Genomic DNA, 21,507 nt, shown 5'->3' on the forward strand with positions numbered 1-21,507 from the left:
CGCGAGGGCAGGCAGGCCGGGCGGGTTGCCTGCCGGACACTCGCCAGGAATCCGGTGGGCGGGGAGGCTTGTGGCTGGTCGGGGGCCGTCATTATCGGAACGTCCCTTTGGTGAGGCGTCATCCCCGTGACGCCGTGGCCCGCGCTCCATGCCCGAACCGTCCATCGAGCCTTCGACCGAGCCTGCCGTCGAGCCACCTCCGCCGTCCGCCGTAACGGCGAGCGACGCGGCGGTCCCCGTGTCCGCAAGCGGAGGCGAGGCCGTCGCGCTGAAGCCGGCGTCCGCGGCTTCCATGGAGGTCGTCTCGCCGGGAGCGCCGGCCGTCACGCGCGCGGCCGCCGTGGAGACTGCCGTGCCCGTGCCCCCGCCCGGCGCGCGCGAGGCGTCATCCTCCGCGGAGGAGGGCCGCTTCGCGTTCCTGGCCCGCGCGGGTGAGGTGCTGGCGTCGTCGCTGGACGAGCCCACGGTGCTGCGCGAGTTGGCGGAGCTGGTGGTGCCGGTGTTCGCGGACTGGTGCGCGGTGGACGTCGTCACGCCTTCGAACCAGGTGGAGCGAAGGGCGGCGACGCACCGGGACCCCTCGCTCGTACCCACCGTGTATGCCATTGGGGAGCGCTGGGCCCTCCAGGAGAACGGCTCGCAGGGCATGGCCCATGTGCTGCGCACCGGCGAGGCCCGCCTCATCCCGGACGTGCCCGAACAGGCCTTCCTGGCGGCGGCACGGGGGAACGCGGCCCTGGAGGAGACGTGGCGCCTGGGGTGCCGCTCCGTGATGGTGGTGCCGCTGGTGGCGCGCGGGAGGGTGCTGGGAAGTCTGTCATTGATGTCCGGTACGGCCGGACGCTTTGGTGAGCAGGACCTGGAGCTGGCGCGCGAGCTGGCCCGCCGGGCGGCGCTGTCCCTGGACAACGCGCGCCTGTATGGCGAGGCCCGTCAGGCCCAGGCGCGCACGGCGCGGCTGCAGGCGGTGACGGCGGCCCTGTCCCGCGCGGCCACCGAGGACGCGGTGGCGCAGGTGCTGGCGCGCGAGGTGTGGGAGGCGAGCGGCGCCACGCGCGTCGCGGTGCTGGCGCTGGAGGAGGACGGCCTCATGCGCCCGCTGCGCGTCCTGGGCTACCCGGAAGACGCGCTGGCGTCGTTCACCCGGCCACCGGATGGCGTGGCCCCGAACATCCGGCGCGAGGCGGGGTGGTTCGGTTCGCTCGAGGAGCTCATCGCGCACCACCCGGAGGGCGCGGAGGTCGCGCGCCGCCAGGGGCCGGGGGCCCGCGCGGTGGTGCCGCTGTGGGGTGAGACGCGCGTGCGGGGCCTGCTGCTGCTCGCGTGGCCGGAGCCGCGCGTCTTCCCTGCTGCTGAGCGCGCGTTCCTGGAGGCGCTGGCGCACCAGTGCGCGCAGGCGCTGGAGCGGGCCGCGCTCTACGAAGCGCTTCGCGAGCGCACGGAGCGGCTGCGGCAGGCGCTGGTGACAGGCGACATGGGGACGTGGCGCCTGGACCTGGTGCGCGGCAAGGAGCTGCGCGACGCGGCGCTCAACCACATGTTGGGCCTGCCGGCGGTGGACTCGGCGGTGCCGGTGGGCGACATGCTGGAGCGGCTGCACCCGGAGGACCGGCCATCCGTGGAGGCGGAGTTCCACCGCTACCAGCGCGAATCGCCGGGCTTCTTCGAGCTGGAGTTCCGCGTGATTCGCCGCGACGGCGGCGTGCGCTGGCTGCACAGCGTGGGACAGTCCTTCGGCGGACCGGACGGGAAGGTGACGGAGCTCACCGGCGCCATGGCGGACATCACCCGGCGCAAGGCGGCCGAGGAGCGGCTGCAGCTCCTGCTGGCCGCAAGCCGCGTGCTGGCGCTGCGCCTGGACGACGTGGAGGAGGCGCTGCCGGCGGTGGCGCGGCTGGTGGTGGACCACGTGGCCACCGGCTGCCTGGTGGACCTGGCAGCGCCGGACGGCACCCTGCGGCGGGTGACCGCGGCCCACCGCGTGGCCGAGCACGACGCGCGGCTCCATGCGGCCCTGGGAGGCACGGACCGGGGGCCCGCCCACCCGGCGCTCCAGTGTTTCCGCACCGGGGAGGTCTGCTTCCTGTCGCGCCTGGACTTCAAGCGCTGCGACGCCGTCTCCACGAGCGCCGAGCACCGGGCATTGGTGGATCGCCTGGCGCCCACGTCCGTGCTGTCGGTGCCGTTGCGTGCGCGCGGCCGCACGCTGGGCGTCATCACGCTGTTCACCGCGGAGCCCCAGCGCGCGCTGGAGGCCGCGGACGTGACGATGGCGGAGGAGTTGGCGCTGCGCTTGAGCGTGGCGCTGGAGAACGCGCGCCTGTTCCACGACGCCCAGGCCGCGGTGCGGCTGCGCGACGAGTTCCTCTCCGTGGCGAGCCACGAATTGAAGACGCCGCTCACCAGCCTCATCCTCCAGCACAACCTCATTGGCCGGGCGCTGGAGACAGCGGGCACTCCCGGGCTCGTGACGGGGAGGCTCAACACCGCGCAGCGGCAGGTGCTCCGGCTGACGGCGCTGGTGGACAACCTGCTGGACGTGAGCCGGCTGTCCCTGGGCAAGCTGTCGCTGGAGCGCGCGGAGGTGGACCTGGTGCAGTTGACGCGCGACGCGGTGGAGCGCCTGGAGGACGTGTTCGCCCAGGCGCGGTGCACGCTCGAACTGGAGCTGCCGCGCACGCTGACGGGCCAGTGGGACGCGCTGCGGTTGGACCAGGTGCTGGTGAACCTGCTCTCCAACGCGGCGAAGTACGGCGCCGGCCACCCGGTGTCGGTGCGCGCGGGCGTGGATGCGCGCGACGAGGCCTGGGTGGAGGTGCGCGACGAGGGCATCGGCATCGAAGCGGACGCGCTGCCGCGCCTCTTCGGCCGCTTCGAGCGCGCCGTGAGCGAGCGGCACTACGGCGGCATGGGCCTGGGGCTCTACATCAGCCGCCAGATTGTGGAGGCGCTGGGCGGCCGCATCGACGTGGACAGCCAGCCGGGGCAGGGCGCCACCTTCACGCTGCGGCTGCCCCGGAACACGGCGGAAGCGCGGCCCCCGCCTCCCCCGGAGATGTGAGGGAGGCCGGGGCCGGCGATGCCTTCAGTGCTGGGGCCCCTTGGGCGGAGGGCCTTCCTGTTCGAGCGCGCGGTACTCGTCGTCGGTGAACAGGCGTGAGCGGATGAGGAAGCGCACGCCTTCAGGGGCTTCGACGGAGAAGCCGCTGCCGCGACCGGGCACCACGTCCACGGTGAGGTGGGTGTGGCGCCAGAGCTCGAACTGCGGGCCGGACATGTAGAAGGGCGTGCGGACGATGTCGCCCAGGTACACGTCCTCCTGGCCCACGCGGAAGTCGCCGCGCGGGAAGCACATGGGCGCGCTGCCGTCGCAGCAGCCGCCGGACTGGTGGAAGAGGAGCGGACCGTGAAGGCCCTGCATCTTGTGGAGCAGGGCCTCGGCGGCCGGCGTGACCTCGACGCGCGGCACGGGCATGCGGGGCGTCCTAGAAGAAGCCCATGGGCTTCGGGTCGTAGCTGACGAGCAGGTTCTTCGTCTGCTGGTAGTGATTGAGCATCATCTTGTGCGTCTCACGCCCGATGCCGGACTGCTTGTAGCCGCCGAACGCCGCGTGCGCGGGGTACAGGTGGTAGCAGTTCACCCAGACGCGGCCCGCCTGGATGCCGCGGCCCATGCGGTACGCGGTGCTGTTGTCGCGCGTCCACACGCCGGCGCCCAGGCCGTAGAGCGTGTCATTGGCCATGGCGAGCGCGTCCTCTGCGTCCTTGAACTTCGCCACCGCGACGACGGGGCCGAAGATCTCCTCCTGGAACACGCGCATCTTGTTGTGGCCCTCGAAGATGGTGGGCTCCACGTAGTAGCCCTCCGCCAGCGCGCCGGACAGCGACTTGCGGCCGCCGCCGGTGAGCACCTTGGCGCCCTCCTTCTTGCCGATGTCCAGGTAGCTGAGGATCTTCTCCAGCTGATCATTGGACGCCTGCGCGCCAATCTGCGTGGAGACGTCCAGCGGGTTGCCCTGCACGATGCGCTTCGTGCGCTCCACCGCCTTGGCGATGAAGTCGTCGTAGAAGCGCTCGGCGACCAGCGAGCGGGACGGGCAGGTGCAGACCTCGCCCTGGTTGAGGGCGAACATGGCGAAGCCCTCCAGCGCCTTCTGGGCGAAGTCGTCGTCCTTGGCGAAGACGTCCTCGAAGAAGATGTTGGGGGACTTGCCGCCCAGCTCCAGGGTGACGGGGATGATGTTCTCGGAGGCGTACTGCATGATGAGGCGGCCAGTGGTCGTCTCACCCGTGAAGGCAATCTTGGCGATGCGCTTGTTGCTGGCGAGCGGCTTGCCGGCCTCGATGCCGAAGCCGTTCACGATGTTGAGCACGCCGGGGGGAAGCAGGTCGCCCACCAGCTCCGCGAACTTGAGGATGGTGACGGGGGTCTGCTCCGCGGGCTTGAGCACCACGCAGTTGCCCGCGGCGAGCGCGGGGGCCAGCTTCCACGCGGCCATGAGCAGCGGGAAGTTCCACGGGATGATCTGCCCCACGACGCCGAGCGGCTCCGTGAAGTGGTAGGCGACGGTGTTGTCATCCAGCTGGCTGAGCGAGCCTTCCTGCGCGCGGATACAACCGGCGAAGTAGCGGAAGTGGTCGATGGCGAGCGGCAGGTCCGCGGCGAGCGTCTCGCGGATGGGCTTGCCGTTGTCCCACGTCTCGGAGACGGCGAGCATCTCCAGGTTCTGCTCCATGCGGTCGGCGATCTTCAGCAGGATGTTGGCCCGCTCGCCGGCGGCGGTGCGGCCCCACGCGTCCTTCGCCTTGTGCGCGGCGTCGAGCGCCTTCTCGATGTCCTCCGCCGTGGAGCGGGGAATCTCGCAGAAGGGGCGGCCGGTGACGGGGCTGATGTTCTCGAAGTACTGGCCCTTCACGGGCGGGACGAACTCACCGCCGATGTAGTTGCCGTAACGGCTCTTGTACTCGACCTTGCTGCCCTTCTGACCCGGAGCTTCATAGACCTTCGACATGGGGACTCCCTGCGTTGGGTTTTGACGCACTCCTACGGGGGTTTGACGCGGAACAGACCATAGGCAGGTGACGCCTCGCGTCACGCGCACGAAGTCGGATGTAAATGTTTGTTAATGGTTGATCGCTGAATCAGTCACTCGGGCGTGATGCGAGCGGGCGGGCAGGGTGCCCTTGCTGCCATCCGGCATGTCTTCCACCTCAAGGAGGAGGACGTCTTCTTCGGACCCTGGGGCATGGCATGCAACTGTTTAGAGACCGCGTCGACGCCGGCCGTGCGTTGGGCCAACGGCTCCGCGTCCTGCTTGGCGGAGGCGGTGACCTGTTGGTGTTGGCGTTGCCGCGCGGCGGTGTGCCCGTGGGCTTCGAGGTCGCTCGCATCCTCGGGGTGCCGCTGGACGTGTTCGTGGTGCGCAAGCTCGGCACGCCGGGGCACGAGGAGCTGGCGATGGGGGCCATCGCCACCGGAGGTGTCACGGTCCTCAACGGGGGTGTCGTGCGAAGGCTGGGGATACCCCAGTCGGCCATCGCCGCGGCCGCCGAGCGTGAGGGGCGGGAGCTGGTCCGGAGGGAGCAGCTCTTCCGCGACGGCAGGCCTCCCGCGCGGGTCGAAGGGCGGACGGTGATCCTGGTGGATGACGGGCTGGCCACGGGCTCGACGATGCGGGCGGCGCTCCGGGCGCTTCGTCAGCAGAAGCCCGCGCGCATCGTGGTGGGCGTGGGGGTGGGCGCGCCGGAGACGTGCGCGGAGTTCGAGCGCGAAGCGGACGCGGTCGTCTGCGTCCACACCCCAGAGTCGTTCTACGCGGTGGGGCAATGGTTCGAGGACTTCACGCAGACCACCGACGACGAGGTGCGCGAGCTGCTGGCGCGCGCTGCGCACGGTGGCGCCGTGAGTCCAGCGGAGGTTTGAGACATGGCTGAGCAACGAATTTCGGAGCACGCGGTGCGGCTGGAGGTGGAGCCCGGCGTGGGGTTGGAAGGAACGCTGAGCGTGCCGGAGTCGGTCTCCGGCGTGGTGCTGTTCGCGCATGGCAGCGGCAGCAGCCGCTTCAGTCCGCGCAACCGGTACGTCGCGGGAGTGATGCAGCAGGCGGGGCTGGCGACACTGCTCATGGACCTGCTCACGCTGGGGGAGGAGGAGGCCGAGCGGCGGACGCGGCACCTGCGCTTCGACATCGAGTTGCTGGCGCGGCGGCTGGTGGGAGCCACGCGGTGGCTGGAACGGGTGCCAGGGCTGGGAGGCCAGCCGCTGGGGTTGATTGGTTCGAGCACGGGGGCGGGTGCGGCGCTGGTGGCCGCGGGGCGGATGCCTGAAGCCATCCAGGCGGTGGTGTCCCGGGGCGGTCGTCCGGATCTCGCGGGTGCCGTGCTGCCGGCGGTGCGGGCGCCCACCCTGCTCATCGTGGGTGGAGATGACACGCAAGTGATTGCGCTCAATCAGGAGGCGCTGGCGGCGCTGCGCACGCACAAGCGGCTGGAGATCGTGCCTGGGGCGACCCACCTCTTCGAGGAGCCGGGAACGCTGGAGCAGGCGGCCCGGCTGGCCCGGGATTGGTTCCTCCAGCACCTGGTTACGGCCGCACGGGAGCGTCCGTTCGGTGAGGCTCCGCCATGAGCCCGCGCATCGTGGTGGTGGGGGGCGTGGCCACGGACTACCTGGTGCGAGGACCGTCGCTGCCGGAGCCGGGAGGCAGCGCGGAGGGCGACGTCTTCCAGGAGGCGCTCGGAGGAAAGGGAGCCAACGGCGCGGTGGCCGCGGTGAGGCTGGGGGCGCGGGCCTCGCTGGTGGCGAGGGTGGGGACGGATGGGCGCGGCCTGAGGCAGGTGGCGTTGCTGGAACGGGAGGGCGTTGCGCTGGAGGGGGTGGTGCCTGATCCGAAGGCGCCTTCTGGCGCGGTGCTGGTGATGGTGGATGGACGCGGGAGGAAGCAGACCTTCTTCTCCCCGGGCGCCAATCACAGACTTTCCATCCGGGATGTGTTGCGGAGCGCGGAGCGGATCGCCACCGCGAAGGTATTGCTCGTGCAGTTGGAGGTTTCGCTGGACGCGGTCCAGGCGGCGGTCCGTCTGGCGCGAGCGGCTGGTGTCCGGGTGGTGTTGGATCCCGCGCCGGCCGTGCCGCTGCCGGAGGTGTTGCTGGAGGATGTGCACGTCATCCGGCCCAATGCCTCCGAAGCGCGGACGCTGACGGGCGTCCGGGTGCATGACCGTGCTTCCGCGCGGCGAGCCGCCCGCAATCTGCTGATGCGCGGCGTGGGGGCGGCCATCATCGCGGCGCCTGGGGGCAGCCTGTTGGTGTCGCGGGAGGAGGAGGCCTGGCTGCCTGAGTTGCCGGTGGACACGGTGGACACGACCGGGGCAGGGGATGCCTTCTCCGCGGCCCTCTGTGTCGCTCTGGCGGAGTCCCAGCCGCTGCTCTCCGCCGCGCGCTTCGCGCATGCAGCCGCCGCCATCGCGACGACGCGGTTGGGAGCGCAGGCGGGATTGCCCTATCGGGATGAAGTGCTCGGATTGCTCGCGGACGTGGTGCCAGACGTTCAGCTCGCGCCGCCGTAGCGAAGACATCCAGCACGCACCGCCGTCACTTGAACCGGCACGGTTGATTGACGGTGGGCTCCTCCGCGAGCTGCACGACCATCAGCGTCACAGGACCGGGGGTGACGTTCCCGGAGAGGTGGCCCTTTCGGCCCTGTGCGTCCGGCCGTGTGTTCAGGTCCTCGCCCAGGGACACCTGCCCTGGCCCCAGCTCCACGCGGGTGCCGTCCATTGCCTCGACGAACCATGTTCCGGAGAGGGGGATGATCCACTGGACCTTCGGGTCCTCGTGCCAGGACCCCTTCCAGCCGTTGGGTTGGACCGTGAAGATGACCTGGGACTGGCCGGGCGGCTGGTGTGCCTGCCATTGGGGATCGGCGGGCGGAGACATGCTCTTCAGGTCGAAGCTCCGCACGGGACACAGGGTCATGTGGCTGACCCCATGGTCATCCGTCCAGTTGTGCCAGTAGCTGAAGACAGGCGCTTGTCCTGGAGCCGTGGCTGCGGAGTCTCGGTCCCAGGCGCCTCCGCCCAGTCCCAGCACGGCCACCAGGGCCGCCCTCCATCCCAATCGTGAGTGCATGGCCGCTCCTCATTTCTTCGTCCGCGTGGCATCCACCGGAGCCGTTGCCTCCAGCGGTGCGCGCATCAACAGGTACGGCGGTTCGCGCAGGTCCTTGCCGCCGTTGAACGACGGCAGCCGGTTCCACTGGCCGAGCGTTACGTAGACATGTCCCGCCGTGGCGAAGATGCCGTCAGGCCAGACGATGCGCGCATCCCTCGCCACCACGTCGAAGTGGCCGTCCGGCCAGCGGCGCAGGATGGAGTGATGCTCGCCATCGGTGATGTACAGCCGGTCCTGGGCATCCATGGCCAGGCCATCCGCGAAGCCCTTCTCTCCCTCGTCCTTCACCGCCGCCGCCAACGTGGGCTCCGTCGCGTCGAGGTCGACACTACGGCCGTCGGAATGCTGTAGAGCCGCCGGCTCGTCAGCGGCGCGTAATACAGACGGCGTGAGTCCGTGCTCAGCGCGATGCCGTCCGCTCCGCCCACCGGGAAGGTCGGGTGCTTCGGGTCGAAGCGCAGCGGCTTGCCTTCCAGCACCGCCAGGAAGTCCTGCTCCGGCTGGGTGGACGGATGCGTGGCCAGCACCCGGCGCTGCCGCCCCGTGGCCACGTCCACCACCACGAGCGCGGGCGACGTGCCGAACGAGGAGTCGGTGATGTACGCCGTGCCCTTCGCGCCGTGGGTCAGGTCCACGCGCAGGTCGTTGAGGTGACTGTCGGGCAGCATCGCGGGCGCGCGGATCACCACGCTGGCGATGACCTCGCGAGTCGTCGGGTTGAAGCCCACGACCTTGGCTCCGCCATCCGGGATGCCCTGGATGCCCGCGCGCTTGCCGTCGTCGATCACCCATACGTTGCCCTTGTTGTCGGTGGTCATCCCATGCACCGACAGCAGGCGCTGCGCGGCGGGCGCGTTCGACGGCAGGCTCATGGCCGCGTTGGGGAAGGGGACCAGCGTGCCTCGAACCAGTTCCGCGAGCGTCGCGCCCTTGTGGTCCTCCGCGTGCCTCGGGAAGCCCACGAACATGCGCCCGTCCGGAGTGATCGCGATGCCTGATGGGCCCGGCCCATCGAAGCGCGCCACCACCTCCAGCGTGCCGGTGGGACGCGTGGAGAAGTCCACCGCGTCCTCCGCCCACGCGGTGAGCGACGCGAGCGCCAATGCGAGCACTCCCACCTTGCGATGGAACCTCATGGCTTGCTCCCCCTACAGCTCGACGTACACGTTCGGGTCGCCGCCCAGCCGGTGGCCCGTTCGCAGCGCCGTCTCCACCGCCACCGCCGCTTCGTCGCCCGTGAGCGGCCAGGTGCCAAAGCCCATGGGAGGAAGCGAGTTCCCGTCGTTCAGCCTGCGCGGGGCTTGCGTGCTCATGGCGTAAGGGTGGCCATCAACGCACGGTCCGCCAGCCGCGAGCCCACGAGCGAGCGGTGCTCCCAGCGCGTGGCCTTCTCCTGGGCTCGTGCCGCCCTCAGGGCTTCCGTCGATGTTTCCGTGCGTGCTTCATCTCGTGGAAGAGCCGCTCCGTCAGCGCGATCAGCTCCTGCTGGGAGAGGACGGGGCACTTCCAGTCCAGCGCCCGCATGTGTTCCAGGAACGCGTCGGGGATGGCCACGCGGTATCGCTCGACGTAGCGAGGCAGGTCGGCCCGCCACGTCCAGACGCCATCGGTCTGGGCGTAGTGGCTGGCCACGAGCGTCTCACCCGTGAGGCAGTCCTTCAGCAGGCCGCCGCTGACCGCGAGCGTGACGCCCGTGTGCAGATAGCGCGCGACGCGCCGCCAGTCCTCTTCCGGCAGCTTCCCTCGCGACTCCACGAGGGAAGGGGCATCCTCGAACCCGGGACCGAACTCCCGGAAGTAACCTGCCGTCTTGAGCATCCCTTCTCCCTATCAGGGGCGAATGACCCCATGTCGATGAGTGCCCTGCTCGAAGAGGTCTCGCGCCTCCACCACGCACGCCCTCCCGCGACCCCCGCGCAGCTCGATGCCTTCGAGCAACGCGCCGGTTGGCGCTTGGACCCGGACCTGCGCGCCTTCTACCTGCACTGCGACGGTGCGGACCTGTTCGACCGCGTCGACCCCGCGTTCTCCTTCCCCCCGCTGTCGGAGCTCCGCCGCGCGCGGATCGTCATGAGCCAGGACGACACGGACCGGGCGGGGCCCGCGTCCTGGTACGCCCTCTGCGAGGTCCGCGATGGGAACTACGTCCTGCTCGACGTGAGCCAGCAGCACGACGGCCGCTATCCCCTGCGCGACGGCTTCCGCGAAGGCTTCCCGGATCCATCCCAGTGCCCGCGGATCGCCAGCTCCTTCTCCGAGTTCCTGGCGGGCGCGCTCCGCTCGAACGGGCGCTGGTTCTGGCTGAAGAAGCTGATGCAGGACGGGTGAGGGACCCCGCGTCCCCACCGCACGCAACCGCGTCCCGCCAGAAGCCCGGAAACCCCCGCCATCCTCGCAGGACACTTCATCCCGGGCCGATTTGTCGGCCTCCCAACACCGGCGGATCCGTACGTTCCTCTCGCGCTACAGGGCCTTCCAGGCTCCCTCAGCCAGCCGCGCAATCGCGGCTTACTTCGAGATTGAACGAGATGTTTTCCAACGTGGGTGTTCGTGTCGCTGCGCACTGGAAACCCGCACGACGTGCTGTCATCTTGAAGGGACTTTCGCGGCGCGGCAGGACGGTTGAAGGGAAGGCGAGGCGGAAGTTGCCCAAGGTCCTGCGGACCGAACGTATTGGGATGTGCTGGACGGAAAACTGTTCCGTCCCGGGGCTGTAAAAACTCCCCGAAAGCGAGGGGTGTCTGTCCATGAGCTGGGTCCCAGGCCGCATCCGAGTGTCGCAAAAGCGAAGCGGATCAACCGGTTGGCGCACCCGTCCGCGCGAGCCGGAGAATTCCGGTTCCTGGCACACCGCTCGCATCGGCCGCTGACGCCGTCCTTACCCCCGCATCGCCTTCCCTGGTTACCGGTCCCTCGTGCTCGCCCAGTCGCCTCTCATCTGCTCTTGCGGTCAGCCCCACTCGGACGCGGAGGCGTGTCCCACGCTGATGCGCGGGCTGGACCTCAACGGCGGCACGATGCTCTACGCCGGCACGCCGCCGCCGGGACCCGCGGCGTCGCTGCCCGCCCCTTCGCTCACGCCCATGTCGTCTCCCACGCCCGTGGTGCCTTCCCTCGTGGGCCAGGAGTTCGGCCGCTTCCGCGTCGTGCGCGAGCTGGGCCGCGGCGGCATGGGCACCGTGTTCCTCGCGGAGCACACGCTCATCCAGAAGCGCGTGGCCATCAAGGTGCTCCACGCGCACCTGGCCCAGGCCCCGGAGCTCGTCGCGCGCTTCCTCTCCGAAGCCCGCACGCTCACGCTCGTGCAGCACGAGAACGTCGTCACCCTCTATGACCTGGACTCGCGCGAAGGGCGCCCGTACCTGGTCATGGAGTACCTGGAGGGTGACAGCCTGGCCAACTTCGCCCGCGGCCCCATGGCCGCGGCGCTGGTGGTGGACCTGATGATGCAGGTGTGTGACGCCCTGGGCGCCGCGCACGCGCACGGCATCGTCCACCGCGACCTGAAGCCCGCCAACGTCTTCCTCGTCCCCAGCCCCAGCGGCAAGCAGCGCGTGAAGCTGCTCGACTTCGGCATCGCCAAGCTCCTGTCCCGCCCCGCCGGGGAGATGACCACCGAAGTGGGCGTCCTCCTGGGCACGCCGGAGTTCATGGCCCCCGAGCAGTGCGGCGACGGCATCGTGGACGCGCGCAGCGACCTGTACGCGGCCGGTGTGCTCGCGTACCTGCTGCTCACCGGCCAGGTGCCCTTCTACGGCCGCACCGCCGCCGAAATCCTGGTGGGCCACCTGCAGAAGGAGCCCGTCCCGCCGCACGAACTGAACCCCGCCGTGCCGGAGCCCCTGTCGCGGGTGCTGTTGCGCGCGCTGGCCAAGCGGCCCGAACACCGCTTCGCCTCCGCCGCGGAGCTGAGAGCGGCCCTGGAGGCGTCGCTCGCGCCGCCGCCCGCGCCCTCCGCGCCGCCGCTCACCGCGCTCCTGCGCGGCCAGGGCACGCAGGCCCCCGTGGAGCTCAAGGGCGAGTGGGTGGGCCGCTCCGGCCTCTTCTTCCAGCTGGCCACTCCGCCCCCCGCGCTCCTGTCGGAGGTGTCGCTGGTGCTGCGGCTTCCCGGCGGCGAGCTGCCGTGCACCGCGCAGGTGGTACGCCACGTCACCGCCGAGCAGGCCCAGTCGTGGAACATGCCCCCGGGCTTCGGCGTGCAGCTGCGCGATGCCAGCCCCGCCTTCCAGGCCCAGCTGGCCCAGCTTCGCAACGTCACCCGCGCCACGTCCGCGCAGGCCACCGCCGCCATCCCCACGCCCGAGGACGCGCAAGCAGAGACCGTCCTCCAGGGTTTTCGCCGGCGGCTCGCCGGGGACCCGTACGCAGTGCTGGAGCTGCCGCGCGACGCCACGCTGGAGTCCGTGCGCACCGCGGCCCAGCGCGCTCGTGGGGCGCTGGAGCTGCTCAAGGCCCGCCCGCTGTCGGACGGCCAGCGCGCCCAGGTGGACCGCGCGTTGGATCGCGTGTCCGGAGCGCTCCACACGCTGGGCCACGTGGAGCGGCGCGTGGAGTACGACGCCACGCTGGGCAACGTGGAGGGCATCGAGCGGTGCCTCGCCGCGGGCCTCACCGCCACCATGCTGGAGCAGTGCCGCCGCCGCTTCCTCGCGGGCAACACCGGCCGCGAGGGCCGCGCCGCCGTCCACCGCCTGTCCGGAGACGCGCTCGCGTCCGTGGGCCGGCTGGAGGAGGCGCTCGCCGCCTATGAGCTGGCGGTCCGCGCGGACCCCCTGGACCTGGAGGGGCTCAAGCGCTGGCGCTTCCTCCGGGCCCGGGTGCGGGGCTCGGCCGCTCCCCGGTAGGGGAGCCGGGCTCGCATCCACCCGGGGGCGTCTTGCGTATGGGAGAGGAGTCTTCGTTAATCCTCTGCTCTCCCATGGCTTCCGAACCCGACGACAAGCTGCCGCCCCAGGGGCGCTTCAACCGCCTGCGCAAGCTGGCGGGCCTCTCCCTGCATGTGGGTACGGAGGTGCTCAAGACGGGCGCGAAGAAGCTCTCCGGGACGAACTCCTCGGAGCTGCTCAGCCTGGGCACCGCGGAGAAGCTGGTGGCCACGCTGGGGGAGATGAAGGGCGCGGCCATGAAGCTGGGCCAGGCCCTCTCCATGGACCCGGACCTGCTCACGCCAGAGGTACGGCAGATGATGGCCCGGCTGCAGAACCAGGCCCCCGCCATGTCCTACGCGCAGGTGTCGCGCGTGGTGCAGGAGGAGCTGGGCGCGGCGCCGGAGGCCCTGTTCAAGGAGTTCTCCCCGGACGCGCTCGCCGCCGCGTCGCTGGGCCAGGTGCACCGCGCGGTGCTGCATGACGGCCGCCCCGTCGCCGTGAAGGTGCAGTACCCCGGCATCGACGTGTCCATGGGCCACGACATGGACAACCTGGGCCTCGTCGTGAAGACGGTGTCCAAGACGTCGCGGATGATGGACGGCACCGCCTACTTCCAGGAGCTCCGCGACGAGCTCATGCTGGAGCTGGACTACCGCCGCGAGGCGAAGCTCGCGCAGAGCTTCGCGAAGAGCGTGGCGCGGCTGCCGGACCTGTACGTGCCCCAGGTCGTCGAGGAGCGCAGCGCCCACCGCGTGCTCACGCTGGAGCTGCTGGAAGGCCAGACGCTCAAGGACTGGGTGACGACGTCGCCGGATGACGCCGCGCGCTTCCGCGTCGCGCGCCAGCTCATCCGCGCCACCTACGGGCCGTTCCTGGACGCGGGCGAAATCCACGCCGACCCGCACCCCGGCAACTTCATGGTGATGCCGGACGGGCGCATGGGCCTGTTGGACTTCGGCTCCATCAAGCGCTTCAGCCCGGGCTTCATCGCGGCCAACCGCCGCATGTTCCAGCAGGCGCTGCGGCTGGAGACGCTGGACGTGCTGGGCCTGTGCCGCGAAGTGGGCTTCTCCGTGGAGCTGCCGGAGGCGGAGGCGGAGGTGCTCCTGCGCGAGGTGCTCCACATCGCCGGGCGTCCCATGCGCACGGCGCCGTACGACTACGGCACCTGCGACATCAACCGCGACATGCGCAACCACTTCACGCGCAACGCCGCGCGCATCATGCGCATCCGGCCGCCCCCGGAGGCGATGATGTTCTTCCGGGCCACCGGGGGGCTGGCCCAGAACCTGCGCCTCGTGGGCGCGCAGGGCGACTTCCGGCAGGTGTTCCTGGAGGTCGGCGCGCTCGTGGGCGAGTGAGCCTTCGCGTGAGCGCGGAGCGCTACGTGCCGGCGGCGACGCGGGGGCGCTTGTGCAGCCGCTCCAGCTTGCGCGCCAGGTCCGCGCCCTGCGTGCTCTTGGACAGGTAGCCGTCCGCGCCCGCCGCCAGCGCCAGCGCGCGCAGCTTCGACTCGTCGGAGGCGGAGTAGAGGACGAAGCGGGTGTTCTCCGGCGCCTGCTGCCGGGCCAGCGCCAGCACCTTGTCGCCACTCAGCGCGGGGATGTTCACGTCCAGGAGCACCAGGTCCGGCGCCGTGGTGCGCACCAGGTTGGAGACCCCCAGGGACGAACGGTGGGTGCGGACCTCGAAGTTGTACGAGGACAACGAGCGTTCGGTCAGCGCGAGCTGGTCCGGGTCATCGTCCACGATGAGGACGCGAATCTTGGTCTCGGACATGGTGGCTCCCCCTGGAACCGACAGTTGGGTGCCCCGGTCGGCAGGATGCCGCCCCAAGGAAGACAGTGACCCGGGCACTTCCCGAGTATGACCCACCCCCCTCCCTTCTGGCCACCCTCCCTGGAATTTTCTGGAGATTTCCAATTGGAACCACATGCCTCGCCCCGCCGGGTGGGCGACCTGGAGGCTCGTCCCTAGCCTTGTAGTGGACGAGCGCCACGCGGCAGGTGTGGGTGGCCTCCCCACCTGGAGAACCCCGATGACATCCCAGCAGAAGGTGCGAGCCCCTGACTCGCGGGAGCATGCCCTGGAAGTCCGCGCGGAGGCCCGCCGGCTGGAGTCCCTGGCGTCACGGGCCCAGTCGGAGGCCTATACCGCGCTGGCCCAGGCCTGCGCGCAGCGGGCCCAGGCGCTGAGGGCCGTCTCGCTGGCGGATCACGCCGTGGCCAGGCTGGGCGGCAGCGAATACGAGCGGAACTGGGCCTGGCATGACGGTCAGCGGGCCGGGACCCACGCGGAGCTGATGGACCGGGAGTCCTCCCTCCACGCCGCGCAGGCCCGCCGGGCCTTGGCCGAGGCGGGCCGGGCGGAAGCCGAGGCGCAGGTGTCCTCGCAGAAGGCGCATCTGGCTCCGCTCGAAGCGCCCACGGGCCGCCTGCCCGGGGAGAAGGGGGCCTGAGCGCTGGCCTGGCGGCGGCACCGCGTCCATCCGGTCTCGGGCTGCACGGGGGCAGGGTCCCTGCCTAGCTTGAAACGACCGCGGCGAAGCCGCTTCGCGCCGCCAGGGGTGAGACACGTGCAACGTCACGACATCATCGTCATTGGCGCATCCATGGGCGGTGTGGAGGCGCTGACCGCACTGGTGCGGCAGCTGCCTGGAGACCTGGCCGCTTGCGTGCTGCTGGTGTTGCACGTGCCGGCCCAGCACCGCAGCTACCTGCCGGAGATCCTCACCCGCTCCGGTCCGCTGCCGGCCCACCATCCCCAGGATGGGGAAGGTCTGGAGCCGGGCCGCATCTACGTGGCGCCCAATGACAGACATCTGCTGGTGGAGCCGGGCCGCGTGAGGGTGATGAAGGGCCCCAAGGAGAACGGGCACCGTCCGGCGGTGGATCCGTTGTTCCGCTCGGCCGCGAGCGCCCATGGCCCGCGCGTCGTGGGCGTGGTGCTGACCGGCGCGCTGGACTGCGGCACCGGTGGCCTCCTGGCGGTGAAGCGGGAGGGGGGGCTGGCGGTGGTGCAGGACCCGCGCGACGCGCTCTGTCCGGACATGCCCCGGAGTGCGATGGAGTTCGTGGCGGTGGACCACTGCGTGCCCCTGGAGGGCATGGGCGCGCTGCTGACGCGGCTGGTGGCCACGCCCGCCGCGCCGCGCTCGCGCAAGCGGTCGCGGCAGGTGGAGACGGAGGTGAAGGCGATGAAGGTGGACATCCCCTCCATGGACGACCCGCCCTCCCCGCTGGAGTACGCGAAGCCCTCCTATTACGGCTGCCCCGACTGTGGCGGCGTGCTCTTCGAACTGGAGGAGGACGGCCTGCTGCGCTTTCGCTGCCGCACGGGCCATGCGTACACGGCGGAGGCGTTGTCCGGCTCGCAGCAGAACCAGTTGGACGGCGCGATGTGGGCCGCGCTGCGCGCGCTGGAGGAGAGCGCGTCCCTGTCGCGCCGGCTGGCGATGCAGGCCCGGCAGCGCAGCCATGAACATTCCGCGCTGCGCTTCGACGAGCGCGCCCGCACGGCCGAGGCCCAGGTGCAGCTGCTACGTCAGGCGGTGCTCGCGGCGCCTCCGTCCGGCGTCGCGTCCGCGGAGTCCAGGCTCCCCGACGAGCCGAAGCAGCTGAGCTGAGGTCCCAGGGTCAGCGCGCTCCGCCGCGTGGCGGGGCGGGAGCGGCCTTCAGCGCGGGGAAGGTGAGCGTGAACACCGCGCCCCCTTCCGGGCGGTTGGCCGCGGTGAGCGTGCCGCCCGCTTGCGTCACCACGCCGTGGGCCATGGACAGTCCCAGGCCGGTGCCCTTGTCGCCCTTGGTGGTGAAGAAGGGCTTGAAGATGTTGAGCAGGTGCTCCTCCGGGATGCCGGTGCCCTCGTCCTCCACCGTGAGCCGCACCGCCCTTCCGAACCGGAAGGCCCGCAGGCGGATGGCGCCGCCCCGGGGCATCGCGTCGCGCGCGTTGATGATCAGGTTGATGACGACGTAGCGCAGCTCCATGGCGGAACCCGACACGTGGGGAAGCCCCTCGGGCAGCTCCACGTCCAGGCGCAGGGAGTGGCCGCCCTGGCGCGCCTGGTGCTCGATGCCTCCCCGGACGATGTCCACCGCGTCGCGGACCACGCCCGTCAACTGGACGCGCTCCAGCACGGTGCCGGGCTTGCTGCGGGAGAAGGCCTGGAGCCGCTCCACGCGCGCCTCCGCGTCGGACACAACGTGCGTGAGCGCGTCCAGGTGCTGCTGGCCCTGGCCCGCGGGGTCCACGTCGCGCTGGAGCAGCTCCAGCCGCAGCCGCATGGCGTTGAGCGTGGCGCGCAGGTCGTGCGCGATGCCCGCCGCCAGCTCCCCCAGGGCGCGCACCTTCTCGCGCTCCAGCAGGGTGGCGCGCGCGTTCGCCAGCTCCTCCTCGGCGCGCGCCTGTTCGGTGATGTCGCGCGCGAGCATCAGCACCTGCCCCTGCATGTTGCCGGTGACGCGCTCGGCGCGCACCTCCAGCACCCGGGGCTGGGCCTCCCGCGCCTGCCGGTAGCGGGTGACGCGCGTGACGCCTTCGGGATGCGCGAGCACCGCCGCCGCCTCCGCCTGGCCTACGTCGCGCAGGGCCATCCGCTCCGCGCCGTCCTCCTCGCGCCGCCAGGGACCGCGCAGCCGCCCCAGCACGTGCCAGCGCCTGTTGGCCAGCACCACGCTGGTGGCGTTCATCACCGCGAGCGCGCTGTCGCTGGTCTCCAGAGCCCAGCGCGACAGCTTGTAGGTGATGACCTGGCGCCGGGTGTGCTCCCCCAACTTGCGCACCAGGGCGGTGTGCTTCTTCATGAGCTCGCGGTACTTGCCCAGGAGTCCCTGGGACTCCCGGACGCTGGGGCCCGGGACGGCGGAGGGCGGGGGCTCGCGGCGGGGGCTCATGCCTTGAGCTTCTCCTGCAGGGTCCGGTTCTCCTCAAGGAGGGCGGTGGCCCGGGTGGTGTCCTCGAAGAGGATGATGGAGCCCAGCACGTGCGTGTCGGTGATGAGCGGCGTGGCCACCAGCGTGGCGCTGCCCTTACCTCCGTGCGGCAACTGGTAGGCGATGCCCTCCAGGCGCAGCGAGCGCTTCTCCTGCAGGTGGCGGCGCAGCTTGAGCAGCAGCGCGCGCTTCAGCGCGGGCACGTGCAGGGACCACAAGAGCTGGCCCACCGTTTCGCGCTCGGTGAGGCCCAGCAGCCGCTCCGCGGCTAGGTTCCAGGTGGTGATGCGGCCGTCGCCGTCCAGCACCAGCACCGCGGCGGAGAGCGTGCGGATGATGGTTCGCTGGCAGAAGGTGAGCGCGTCCATCTCCAGCGTGCGGTGCGCCAGCTCGCGGTTGGTGGCGTCCAGCTCCGAGTTGGCGGACTGCAGCTCCTCGTTGGTCGTCTCCAGCTCCTCGTTGGTGGACTGGAGCTCCTCGTTGGTCGTCTGCAGCTCCTCGTTCGCGGACTGGAGCTCCTCGTTGGTCGTCTCCAGCTCCTCGTTGGACGCGCGCAGTTCCTCCGTGGAGGACTGCATCCGCAGCTGCATGGCCTGCAGTTCCTCCTGCGCCGCGCGCAGGTTCTGCTCCACGCCGCGCAGGTGGGAGATGTCGTGGACGATGTACAGCAGGCCCTGCCGGCCGCCCCCTGCTTCGCGCAGGGGCACCACCTGGATGCGCAGGGCGAGGGCCTCGCCGTTGGCGATCTCCAGCATCCCGTCGGCCGTCTCCCGCTCGGAGTTGCCGGAGCGCACGCGCTGACTCTGTTCGACGAGCAGGTCGCCGCTGAGGCCCGCCAGGCCCAGCGTGGCCAACCTCTTGCCCAGCATCTCGCCCTCATTGCGGTTCCACAGCCGGGCCGAAGCGCGGCTCCACAGCGTCACCGTGCCGTCGTTGTCCGTGGCGATGTGCGGACAGGGGTGCGAGTCCAGGAGGTCGCGCAGGAAGGTGCGCTCGAGGTCCTGACTGGGTTCGAGCAGGCGCGGCAGGCTCACGGGCTCCGGAGGCAGCCGGTCCTGCGTCGTGCTGGTCACCTCCGCGTGGCCGTCCTTGCGGTAGATGCGCCGGGCCAGGTCGATGGGCCGGAAGAGCCGGGCAGCGAAGGGGATGAGCTCCGAGCGGCCCAGCACCATCAGGCCGTTGCGGCGCAGCGCGAACTGGAAGCGCGCCAGCACCCGCTTCTGCAGCTCCGAGTCCAGGTAGATGAAGACGTTGCGGCACAGGATGATGTCGATGCGCGACACCGGCGCGTCCGACACCAGGTTGTTCACGCCGAACACCACCGCGCGGCGGATCTCCTTGCGCGCCGTGAAGCTGTTGCCGGTGCGCACGAAGAAGCGCGCCAGCCGCTCCGGGGAGACGTTCTCCAACTGCTCCGGCGTATAGATGCCCCGGCGCGCGGTGGCGATGGCGTCCTCGTCCACGTCGGTGCCGAACACCTTCAGCTCCGCGCCGGGGTAGCCCGGGCCCATCGCCTCCGCGGCGATGATGGCCAGCGAGTACGCCTCCTCGCCGGTGGCGCAGCCCGCGCTCCAGATGCGCAGCTCCGTGTCCGGCCGCTGGCGCACGAGCTCCGCCACGCACTGCTCCAGCGCCTGCCAGACCTCGCGGTCCCGGAAGAAGCACGTCAGCTTGATGAGCATGGAGGAGACCAGCGTGCTCACCTCCGTGGGGTCCCGCTCCAGCAGCGACAGGTAGGCCGCCCGGCTCTTGCAGCGCGTGGCCTGCATCCGCCGCTCGATGCGCCGTTGCAGCGTGGCCCGCTTGTAATTGCGGAAGTCGAAGTTCCGCACCTGACGCACCTTCTCCAGGATGGCTTCGAGCTCGCTGTCGCGTGGAGGCTTGGGCGCCATCCGACGGACGTAGCTCAGCGGGGGTTGAACGGGCAAGACTGGTAATCCCCTCTCGGGGACACACTGTCGGGCATACTCTTCGTCTGGGTCTCGGACGACAAAACGTTCGCTGCCCTTCTCCTCCGCCAAGCTCACGCGGGGAGTGGTTTCACAGGGGGCGGCGGGATGACGTAGGGTGGATGTCCCTTCCCAGGGGGTGATGACCAAGCGATGGGAGGGCAAGGGTGTCATCCATGGAACTGAACTCAACGGGGCGGGAGATCCGCGTCGCACTGCTGGAAGATCAGCAGGTGTTCCGCGAGAGCCTGGTGGCCCTGCTCGAAGGCGCGGGGATGAAGGTGGTGGCCCGGTGCGCGGAGACAGGCACGTTCCTCTCCAACGTGCGCGCGGCCGCGCCGGACGTGGCGGTGGTGGACCTGCGGCTGGAGCACGTGGGCCGTGAGGGCGCGGAGGACGGATTGAACGCGCTGAAGTACCTGCATGACTTCCATCCGCAGGTGCGCGCGCTGGTGCTGTCCGGACACCAGGAGCCGGACGTGGTGGAGCGCTGCTTCCAGGCGGGAGCGGCGGGCTACCTGTGCAAGCTGAACGCGGGCGTTGACGACGTGGTGCGGGCCGTGGGGCGTGTGGCCCGGGGCGAGCGGCTGCTGCCCGTGGACATGCTCCACGCCAGTGCCCTGAACCTGGACGACCTTGAGATGCCGGGCTCCGCGCTGTCACGGCTGACCCTGCGCGAGCGCGAGGTGCTGGGCTACGTGGCGGCCGGCGCGGACAACCTGAAGATCGCCGCCCACCTGGGCATCACCGAGCGCACGGTGAAGGCCCACCTGACGAGCATCTACCGCAAGCTGGGACCGGAGAACCGCGCCCAGCTCGCGGTGATGGCGTGCGAGCTGGGCGTGACCCGTCCCGTGCTGGCCTGAGGCTGTTCCCTCAAGGTGGCGCGGCTTCCTCCGCGCCGTCTTCCAGCGCTTCCCGGGGGTCGCCCAGGTGCTGGAGGAACCACTCCCCGGCGAGCTCGGCCACCTGTTCCAGCTCCGAGTCCTCCTGGAAGTGGTGGGTGGCGCCCGGGATGATGTCCATGCGCTTGTCGGAGCGGAGCGCCTCGTAGGCCCGGCGGTTGATGTCCAGGCCCAGCGTGTCCGCGCCGCCCACCAGCAGCAGGGTGGGTGCCTGCACCTTGGGGAGCACCGCGCCGGCCAGGTCCGGACGGCCGCCACGCGACACGACGGCCTCCACCTGATCAGGCCGGAAGGCCGCGGCTGACAGCGCCGCGCCCGCGCCGGTGTGCGCGCCGAAGTAGCCCACGTTCAGGCCCGCGGAGGGGCCCTCGCGCCTCAGCCAACGGGCCGCGCCCGCCATGCGCATGCCCAGCAGGCCCACGTTGAAGCGCAACTGCCGCGTCCTGCGCTCCTCCATCTCCTCGCGGGTGAGCAGGTCCATCAACAAGGTGCCCAGCCCCATCGCCTGGAACAGGCGCGCGGTCTGCGCGAGCCGTGGACTCTGGAGGCTGCTGTCGCTGCCGCGCGCCAGCACCACCACGCCCCGGGCCCCCGAGGGCACCGCCAGCCGTCCTCGGACGAGGACGGCGTCATCGACCGGCACCATCACCTCGCGCTCCAGATGCGTGCGCGCCGCCGGCC

At 70.8% G+C, this 21,507-nt stretch carries 21 protein-coding genes; 10 read left to right on the forward strand and 11 right to left on the reverse strand.

Going from position 1 to position 21,507, the window contains the following annotated elements:
* The first annotated feature begins 238 nt into the window (after window positions 1-238).
* Entirely contained in the window at window positions 239-3,061 is a 2,823-nt protein-coding gene (locus GTZ93_RS02420; RefSeq protein ID WP_161662624.1) for a GAF domain-containing protein, read from the forward strand.
* Window positions 3,062-3,085: 24 nt separating this feature from the next.
* On the opposite strand, the gene GTZ93_RS02425 is transcribed toward GTZ93_RS02420, so the two are convergent.
* Window positions 3,086-3,475, reverse strand: a complete 390-nt coding sequence (locus GTZ93_RS02425; RefSeq protein WP_120593884.1) for a DUF779 domain-containing protein — start codon at window positions 3,473-3,475, stop codon at window positions 3,086-3,088.
* A 10-nt stretch (window positions 3,476-3,485) separates the two neighbouring features.
* The gene (adh, locus tag GTZ93_RS02430) at window positions 3,486-5,012 is read right to left on the reverse strand and encodes an aldehyde dehydrogenase (RefSeq protein ID WP_120575168.1); all 1,527 of its coding nucleotides are present in this window, start codon (window positions 5,010-5,012) and stop codon (window positions 3,486-3,488) included.
* Between the two features lie 239 nt (window positions 5,013-5,251).
* Between adh and GTZ93_RS02435 the strand changes: the two genes are divergently transcribed.
* Genes GTZ93_RS02435 through GTZ93_RS02445 form a run of 3 tightly spaced genes read left to right on the forward strand, consistent with a single transcriptional unit; the run spans window position 5,252 to window position 7,569 of the window.
* A complete protein-coding gene (locus tag GTZ93_RS02435) occupies window positions 5,252-5,923 on the forward strand; it encodes a phosphoribosyltransferase (protein WP_139917323.1) in 672 nt (223 codons plus the stop codon).
* A gap of 3 nt (window positions 5,924-5,926) precedes the next feature.
* The gene (locus GTZ93_RS02440; RefSeq protein ID WP_121751599.1) at window positions 5,927-6,628 is read left to right on the forward strand and encodes a dienelactone hydrolase family protein; all 702 of its coding nucleotides are present in this window, start codon (window positions 5,927-5,929) and stop codon (window positions 6,626-6,628) included.
* Window positions 6,625-7,569, forward strand: coding sequence for a ribokinase (locus tag GTZ93_RS02445; RefSeq protein ID WP_139917325.1), 945 nt, complete (start codon window positions 6,625-6,627; stop codon window positions 7,567-7,569). The genes GTZ93_RS02440 and GTZ93_RS02445 overlap by 4 nt, the downstream gene beginning before the upstream one ends.
* A gap of 25 nt (window positions 7,570-7,594) precedes the next feature.
* Here GTZ93_RS02445 and GTZ93_RS02450 read toward each other — a convergent pair whose 3' ends face one another.
* The 5 genes from GTZ93_RS02450 to GTZ93_RS02465 all read right to left on the reverse strand — a co-directional run bounded on the left by GTZ93_RS02450 (window position 7,595) and on the right by GTZ93_RS02465 (window position 9,991).
* Window positions 7,595-8,131 (reverse strand): cupin domain-containing protein, encoded by a 537-nt coding sequence (locus tag GTZ93_RS02450; RefSeq protein WP_120575164.1) that lies wholly within the window; start codon window positions 8,129-8,131, stop codon window positions 7,595-7,597.
* A gap of 9 nt (window positions 8,132-8,140) precedes the next feature.
* On the reverse strand, window positions 8,141-8,461 hold the full coding sequence (locus GTZ93_RS42415) for an NHL repeat-containing protein (protein WP_219629060.1): 321 nt from the start codon (window positions 8,459-8,461) through the stop codon (window positions 8,141-8,143).
* Window positions 8,458-9,309: an L-dopachrome tautomerase-related protein gene (locus GTZ93_RS02455; RefSeq protein WP_219629061.1), complete on the reverse strand. Its 852-nt coding sequence runs from the start codon at window positions 9,307-9,309 to the stop codon at window positions 8,458-8,460. The genes GTZ93_RS42415 and GTZ93_RS02455 overlap by 4 nt, the downstream gene beginning before the upstream one ends.
* A gap of 12 nt (window positions 9,310-9,321) precedes the next feature.
* Window positions 9,322-9,486, reverse strand: a complete 165-nt coding sequence (locus GTZ93_RS02460) for a hypothetical protein (RefSeq protein WP_161662625.1) — start codon at window positions 9,484-9,486, stop codon at window positions 9,322-9,324.
* A 97-nt stretch (window positions 9,487-9,583) separates the two neighbouring features.
* Window positions 9,584-9,991, reverse strand: a complete 408-nt coding sequence (locus GTZ93_RS02465; RefSeq protein ID WP_121751596.1) for a hypothetical protein — start codon at window positions 9,989-9,991, stop codon at window positions 9,584-9,586.
* A gap of 30 nt (window positions 9,992-10,021) precedes the next feature.
* On the opposite strand from GTZ93_RS02465, the gene GTZ93_RS02470 reads away from it, so the two are divergent.
* The 3 genes from GTZ93_RS02470 to GTZ93_RS02480 all read left to right on the forward strand — a co-directional run bounded on the left by GTZ93_RS02470 (window position 10,022) and on the right by GTZ93_RS02480 (window position 14,402).
* Window positions 10,022-10,501, forward strand: a complete 480-nt coding sequence (locus GTZ93_RS02470) for an SMI1/KNR4 family protein (RefSeq protein WP_139917327.1) — start codon at window positions 10,022-10,024, stop codon at window positions 10,499-10,501.
* 659 nt (window positions 10,502-11,160) lie between these two features.
* Window positions 11,161-13,017 (forward strand): serine/threonine-protein kinase, encoded by a 1,857-nt coding sequence (locus tag GTZ93_RS02475; protein WP_257979102.1) that lies wholly within the window; start codon window positions 11,161-11,163, stop codon window positions 13,015-13,017.
* Window positions 13,018-13,091: 74 nt separating this feature from the next.
* On the forward strand, window positions 13,092-14,402 hold the full coding sequence (locus tag GTZ93_RS02480) for an ABC1 kinase family protein (RefSeq protein WP_139917331.1): 1,311 nt from the start codon (window positions 13,092-13,094) through the stop codon (window positions 14,400-14,402).
* Window positions 14,403-14,424: 22 nt separating this feature from the next.
* Here the strand turns inward: GTZ93_RS02480 and GTZ93_RS02485 are convergent, their stop codons facing one another.
* Complete coding sequence (locus tag GTZ93_RS02485; protein WP_120548103.1) at window positions 14,425-14,820, reverse strand: response regulator; 396 nt, start codon at window positions 14,818-14,820, stop codon at window positions 14,425-14,427.
* Window positions 14,821-15,079: 259 nt separating this feature from the next.
* On the opposite strand from GTZ93_RS02485, the gene GTZ93_RS02490 reads away from it, so the two are divergent.
* Both GTZ93_RS02490 and GTZ93_RS02495 read left to right on the forward strand, forming a co-directional pair.
* A complete protein-coding gene (locus GTZ93_RS02490) occupies window positions 15,080-15,499 on the forward strand; it encodes a hypothetical protein (RefSeq protein WP_139917333.1) in 420 nt (139 codons plus the stop codon).
* Window positions 15,500-15,616: 117 nt separating this feature from the next.
* On the forward strand, window positions 15,617-16,666 hold the full coding sequence (locus GTZ93_RS02495; protein ID WP_139917335.1) for a chemotaxis protein CheB: 1,050 nt from the start codon (window positions 15,617-15,619) through the stop codon (window positions 16,664-16,666).
* A 10-nt stretch (window positions 16,667-16,676) separates the two neighbouring features.
* Here the strand turns inward: GTZ93_RS02495 and GTZ93_RS02500 are convergent, their stop codons facing one another.
* Window positions 16,677-17,933 (reverse strand): sensor histidine kinase, encoded by a 1,257-nt coding sequence (locus tag GTZ93_RS02500; RefSeq protein WP_161662626.1) that lies wholly within the window; start codon window positions 17,931-17,933, stop codon window positions 16,677-16,679.
* On the reverse strand, window positions 17,930-19,900 hold the full coding sequence (locus tag GTZ93_RS02505) for a CheR family methyltransferase (protein ID WP_257979284.1): 1,971 nt from the start codon (window positions 19,898-19,900) through the stop codon (window positions 17,930-17,932). Before GTZ93_RS02505 ends, GTZ93_RS02500 begins: the two co-directional genes overlap by 4 nt.
* A gap of 197 nt (window positions 19,901-20,097) precedes the next feature.
* Here GTZ93_RS02505 and GTZ93_RS02510 point away from each other — a divergent pair, with 197 nt between their 5' ends.
* Window positions 20,098-20,787, forward strand: a complete 690-nt coding sequence (locus GTZ93_RS02510; RefSeq protein WP_139919657.1) for a response regulator transcription factor — start codon at window positions 20,098-20,100, stop codon at window positions 20,785-20,787.
* A gap of 10 nt (window positions 20,788-20,797) precedes the next feature.
* On the opposite strand, the gene GTZ93_RS02515 is transcribed toward GTZ93_RS02510, so the two are convergent.
* Complete coding sequence (locus GTZ93_RS02515) at window positions 20,798-21,472, reverse strand: dienelactone hydrolase family protein (protein WP_139919656.1); 675 nt, start codon at window positions 21,470-21,472, stop codon at window positions 20,798-20,800.
* Window positions 21,473-21,507 lie beyond the last annotated feature (35 nt).

This window comes from Corallococcus exiguus, assembly GCF_009909105.1.
Taxonomy (GTDB): Bacteria; Myxococcota; Myxococcia; order Myxococcales; family Myxococcaceae; genus Corallococcus; species Corallococcus exiguus.

Bases quoted from the DNA above. Each gene is read 5' to 3' on its own strand.
- GTZ93_RS02435 (WP_139917323.1), top strand. From the start codon at position 5,252: ATGCAACTGTTTAGAGACCGCGTCGACGCCGGCCGTGCGTTGGGCCAA.
- GTZ93_RS02445 (WP_139917325.1), top strand. From the start codon at position 6,625: ATGAGCCCGCGCATCGTGGTGGTGGGGGGCGTGGCCACGGACTACCTG.
- GTZ93_RS02490 (WP_139917333.1), top strand. From the start codon at position 15,080: ATGACATCCCAGCAGAAGGTGCGAGCCCCTGACTCGCGGGAGCATGCC.
- GTZ93_RS02460 (WP_161662625.1), bottom strand. From the start codon at position 9,486: ATGAGCACGCAAGCCCCGCGCAGGCTGAACGACGGGAACTCGCTTCCT.
- adh (WP_120575168.1), bottom strand. From the start codon at position 5,012: ATGTCGAAGGTCTATGAAGCTCCGGGTCAGAAGGGCAGCAAGGTCGAG.
- GTZ93_RS02465 (WP_121751596.1), bottom strand. From the start codon at position 9,991: ATGCTCAAGACGGCAGGTTACTTCCGGGAGTTCGGTCCCGGGTTCGAG.
- GTZ93_RS02470 (WP_139917327.1), top strand. From the start codon at position 10,022: ATGTCGATGAGTGCCCTGCTCGAAGAGGTCTCGCGCCTCCACCACGCA.
- GTZ93_RS02450 (WP_120575164.1), bottom strand. From the start codon at position 8,131: ATGCACTCACGATTGGGATGGAGGGCGGCCCTGGTGGCCGTGCTGGGA.
- GTZ93_RS02425 (WP_120593884.1), bottom strand. From the start codon at position 3,475: ATGCCCGTGCCGCGCGTCGAGGTCACGCCGGCCGCCGAGGCCCTGCTC.
- GTZ93_RS02485 (WP_120548103.1), bottom strand. From the start codon at position 14,820: ATGTCCGAGACCAAGATTCGCGTCCTCATCGTGGACGATGACCCGGAC.
- GTZ93_RS02475 (WP_257979102.1), top strand. From the start codon at position 11,161: ATGCGCGGGCTGGACCTCAACGGCGGCACGATGCTCTACGCCGGCACG.
- GTZ93_RS02440 (WP_121751599.1), top strand. From the start codon at position 5,927: ATGGCTGAGCAACGAATTTCGGAGCACGCGGTGCGGCTGGAGGTGGAG.
- GTZ93_RS02480 (WP_139917331.1), top strand. From the start codon at position 13,092: ATGGCTTCCGAACCCGACGACAAGCTGCCGCCCCAGGGGCGCTTCAAC.
- GTZ93_RS02500 (WP_161662626.1), bottom strand. From the start codon at position 17,933: ATGAGCCCCCGCCGCGAGCCCCCGCCCTCCGCCGTCCCGGGCCCCAGC.
- GTZ93_RS02510 (WP_139919657.1), top strand. From the start codon at position 20,098: ATGGAACTGAACTCAACGGGGCGGGAGATCCGCGTCGCACTGCTGGAA.
- GTZ93_RS02515 (WP_139919656.1), bottom strand. From the start codon at position 21,472: ATGGTGCCGGTCGATGACGCCGTCCTCGTCCGAGGACGGCTGGCGGTG.
- GTZ93_RS02455 (WP_219629061.1), bottom strand. From the start codon at position 9,309: ATGAGGTTCCATCGCAAGGTGGGAGTGCTCGCATTGGCGCTCGCGTCG.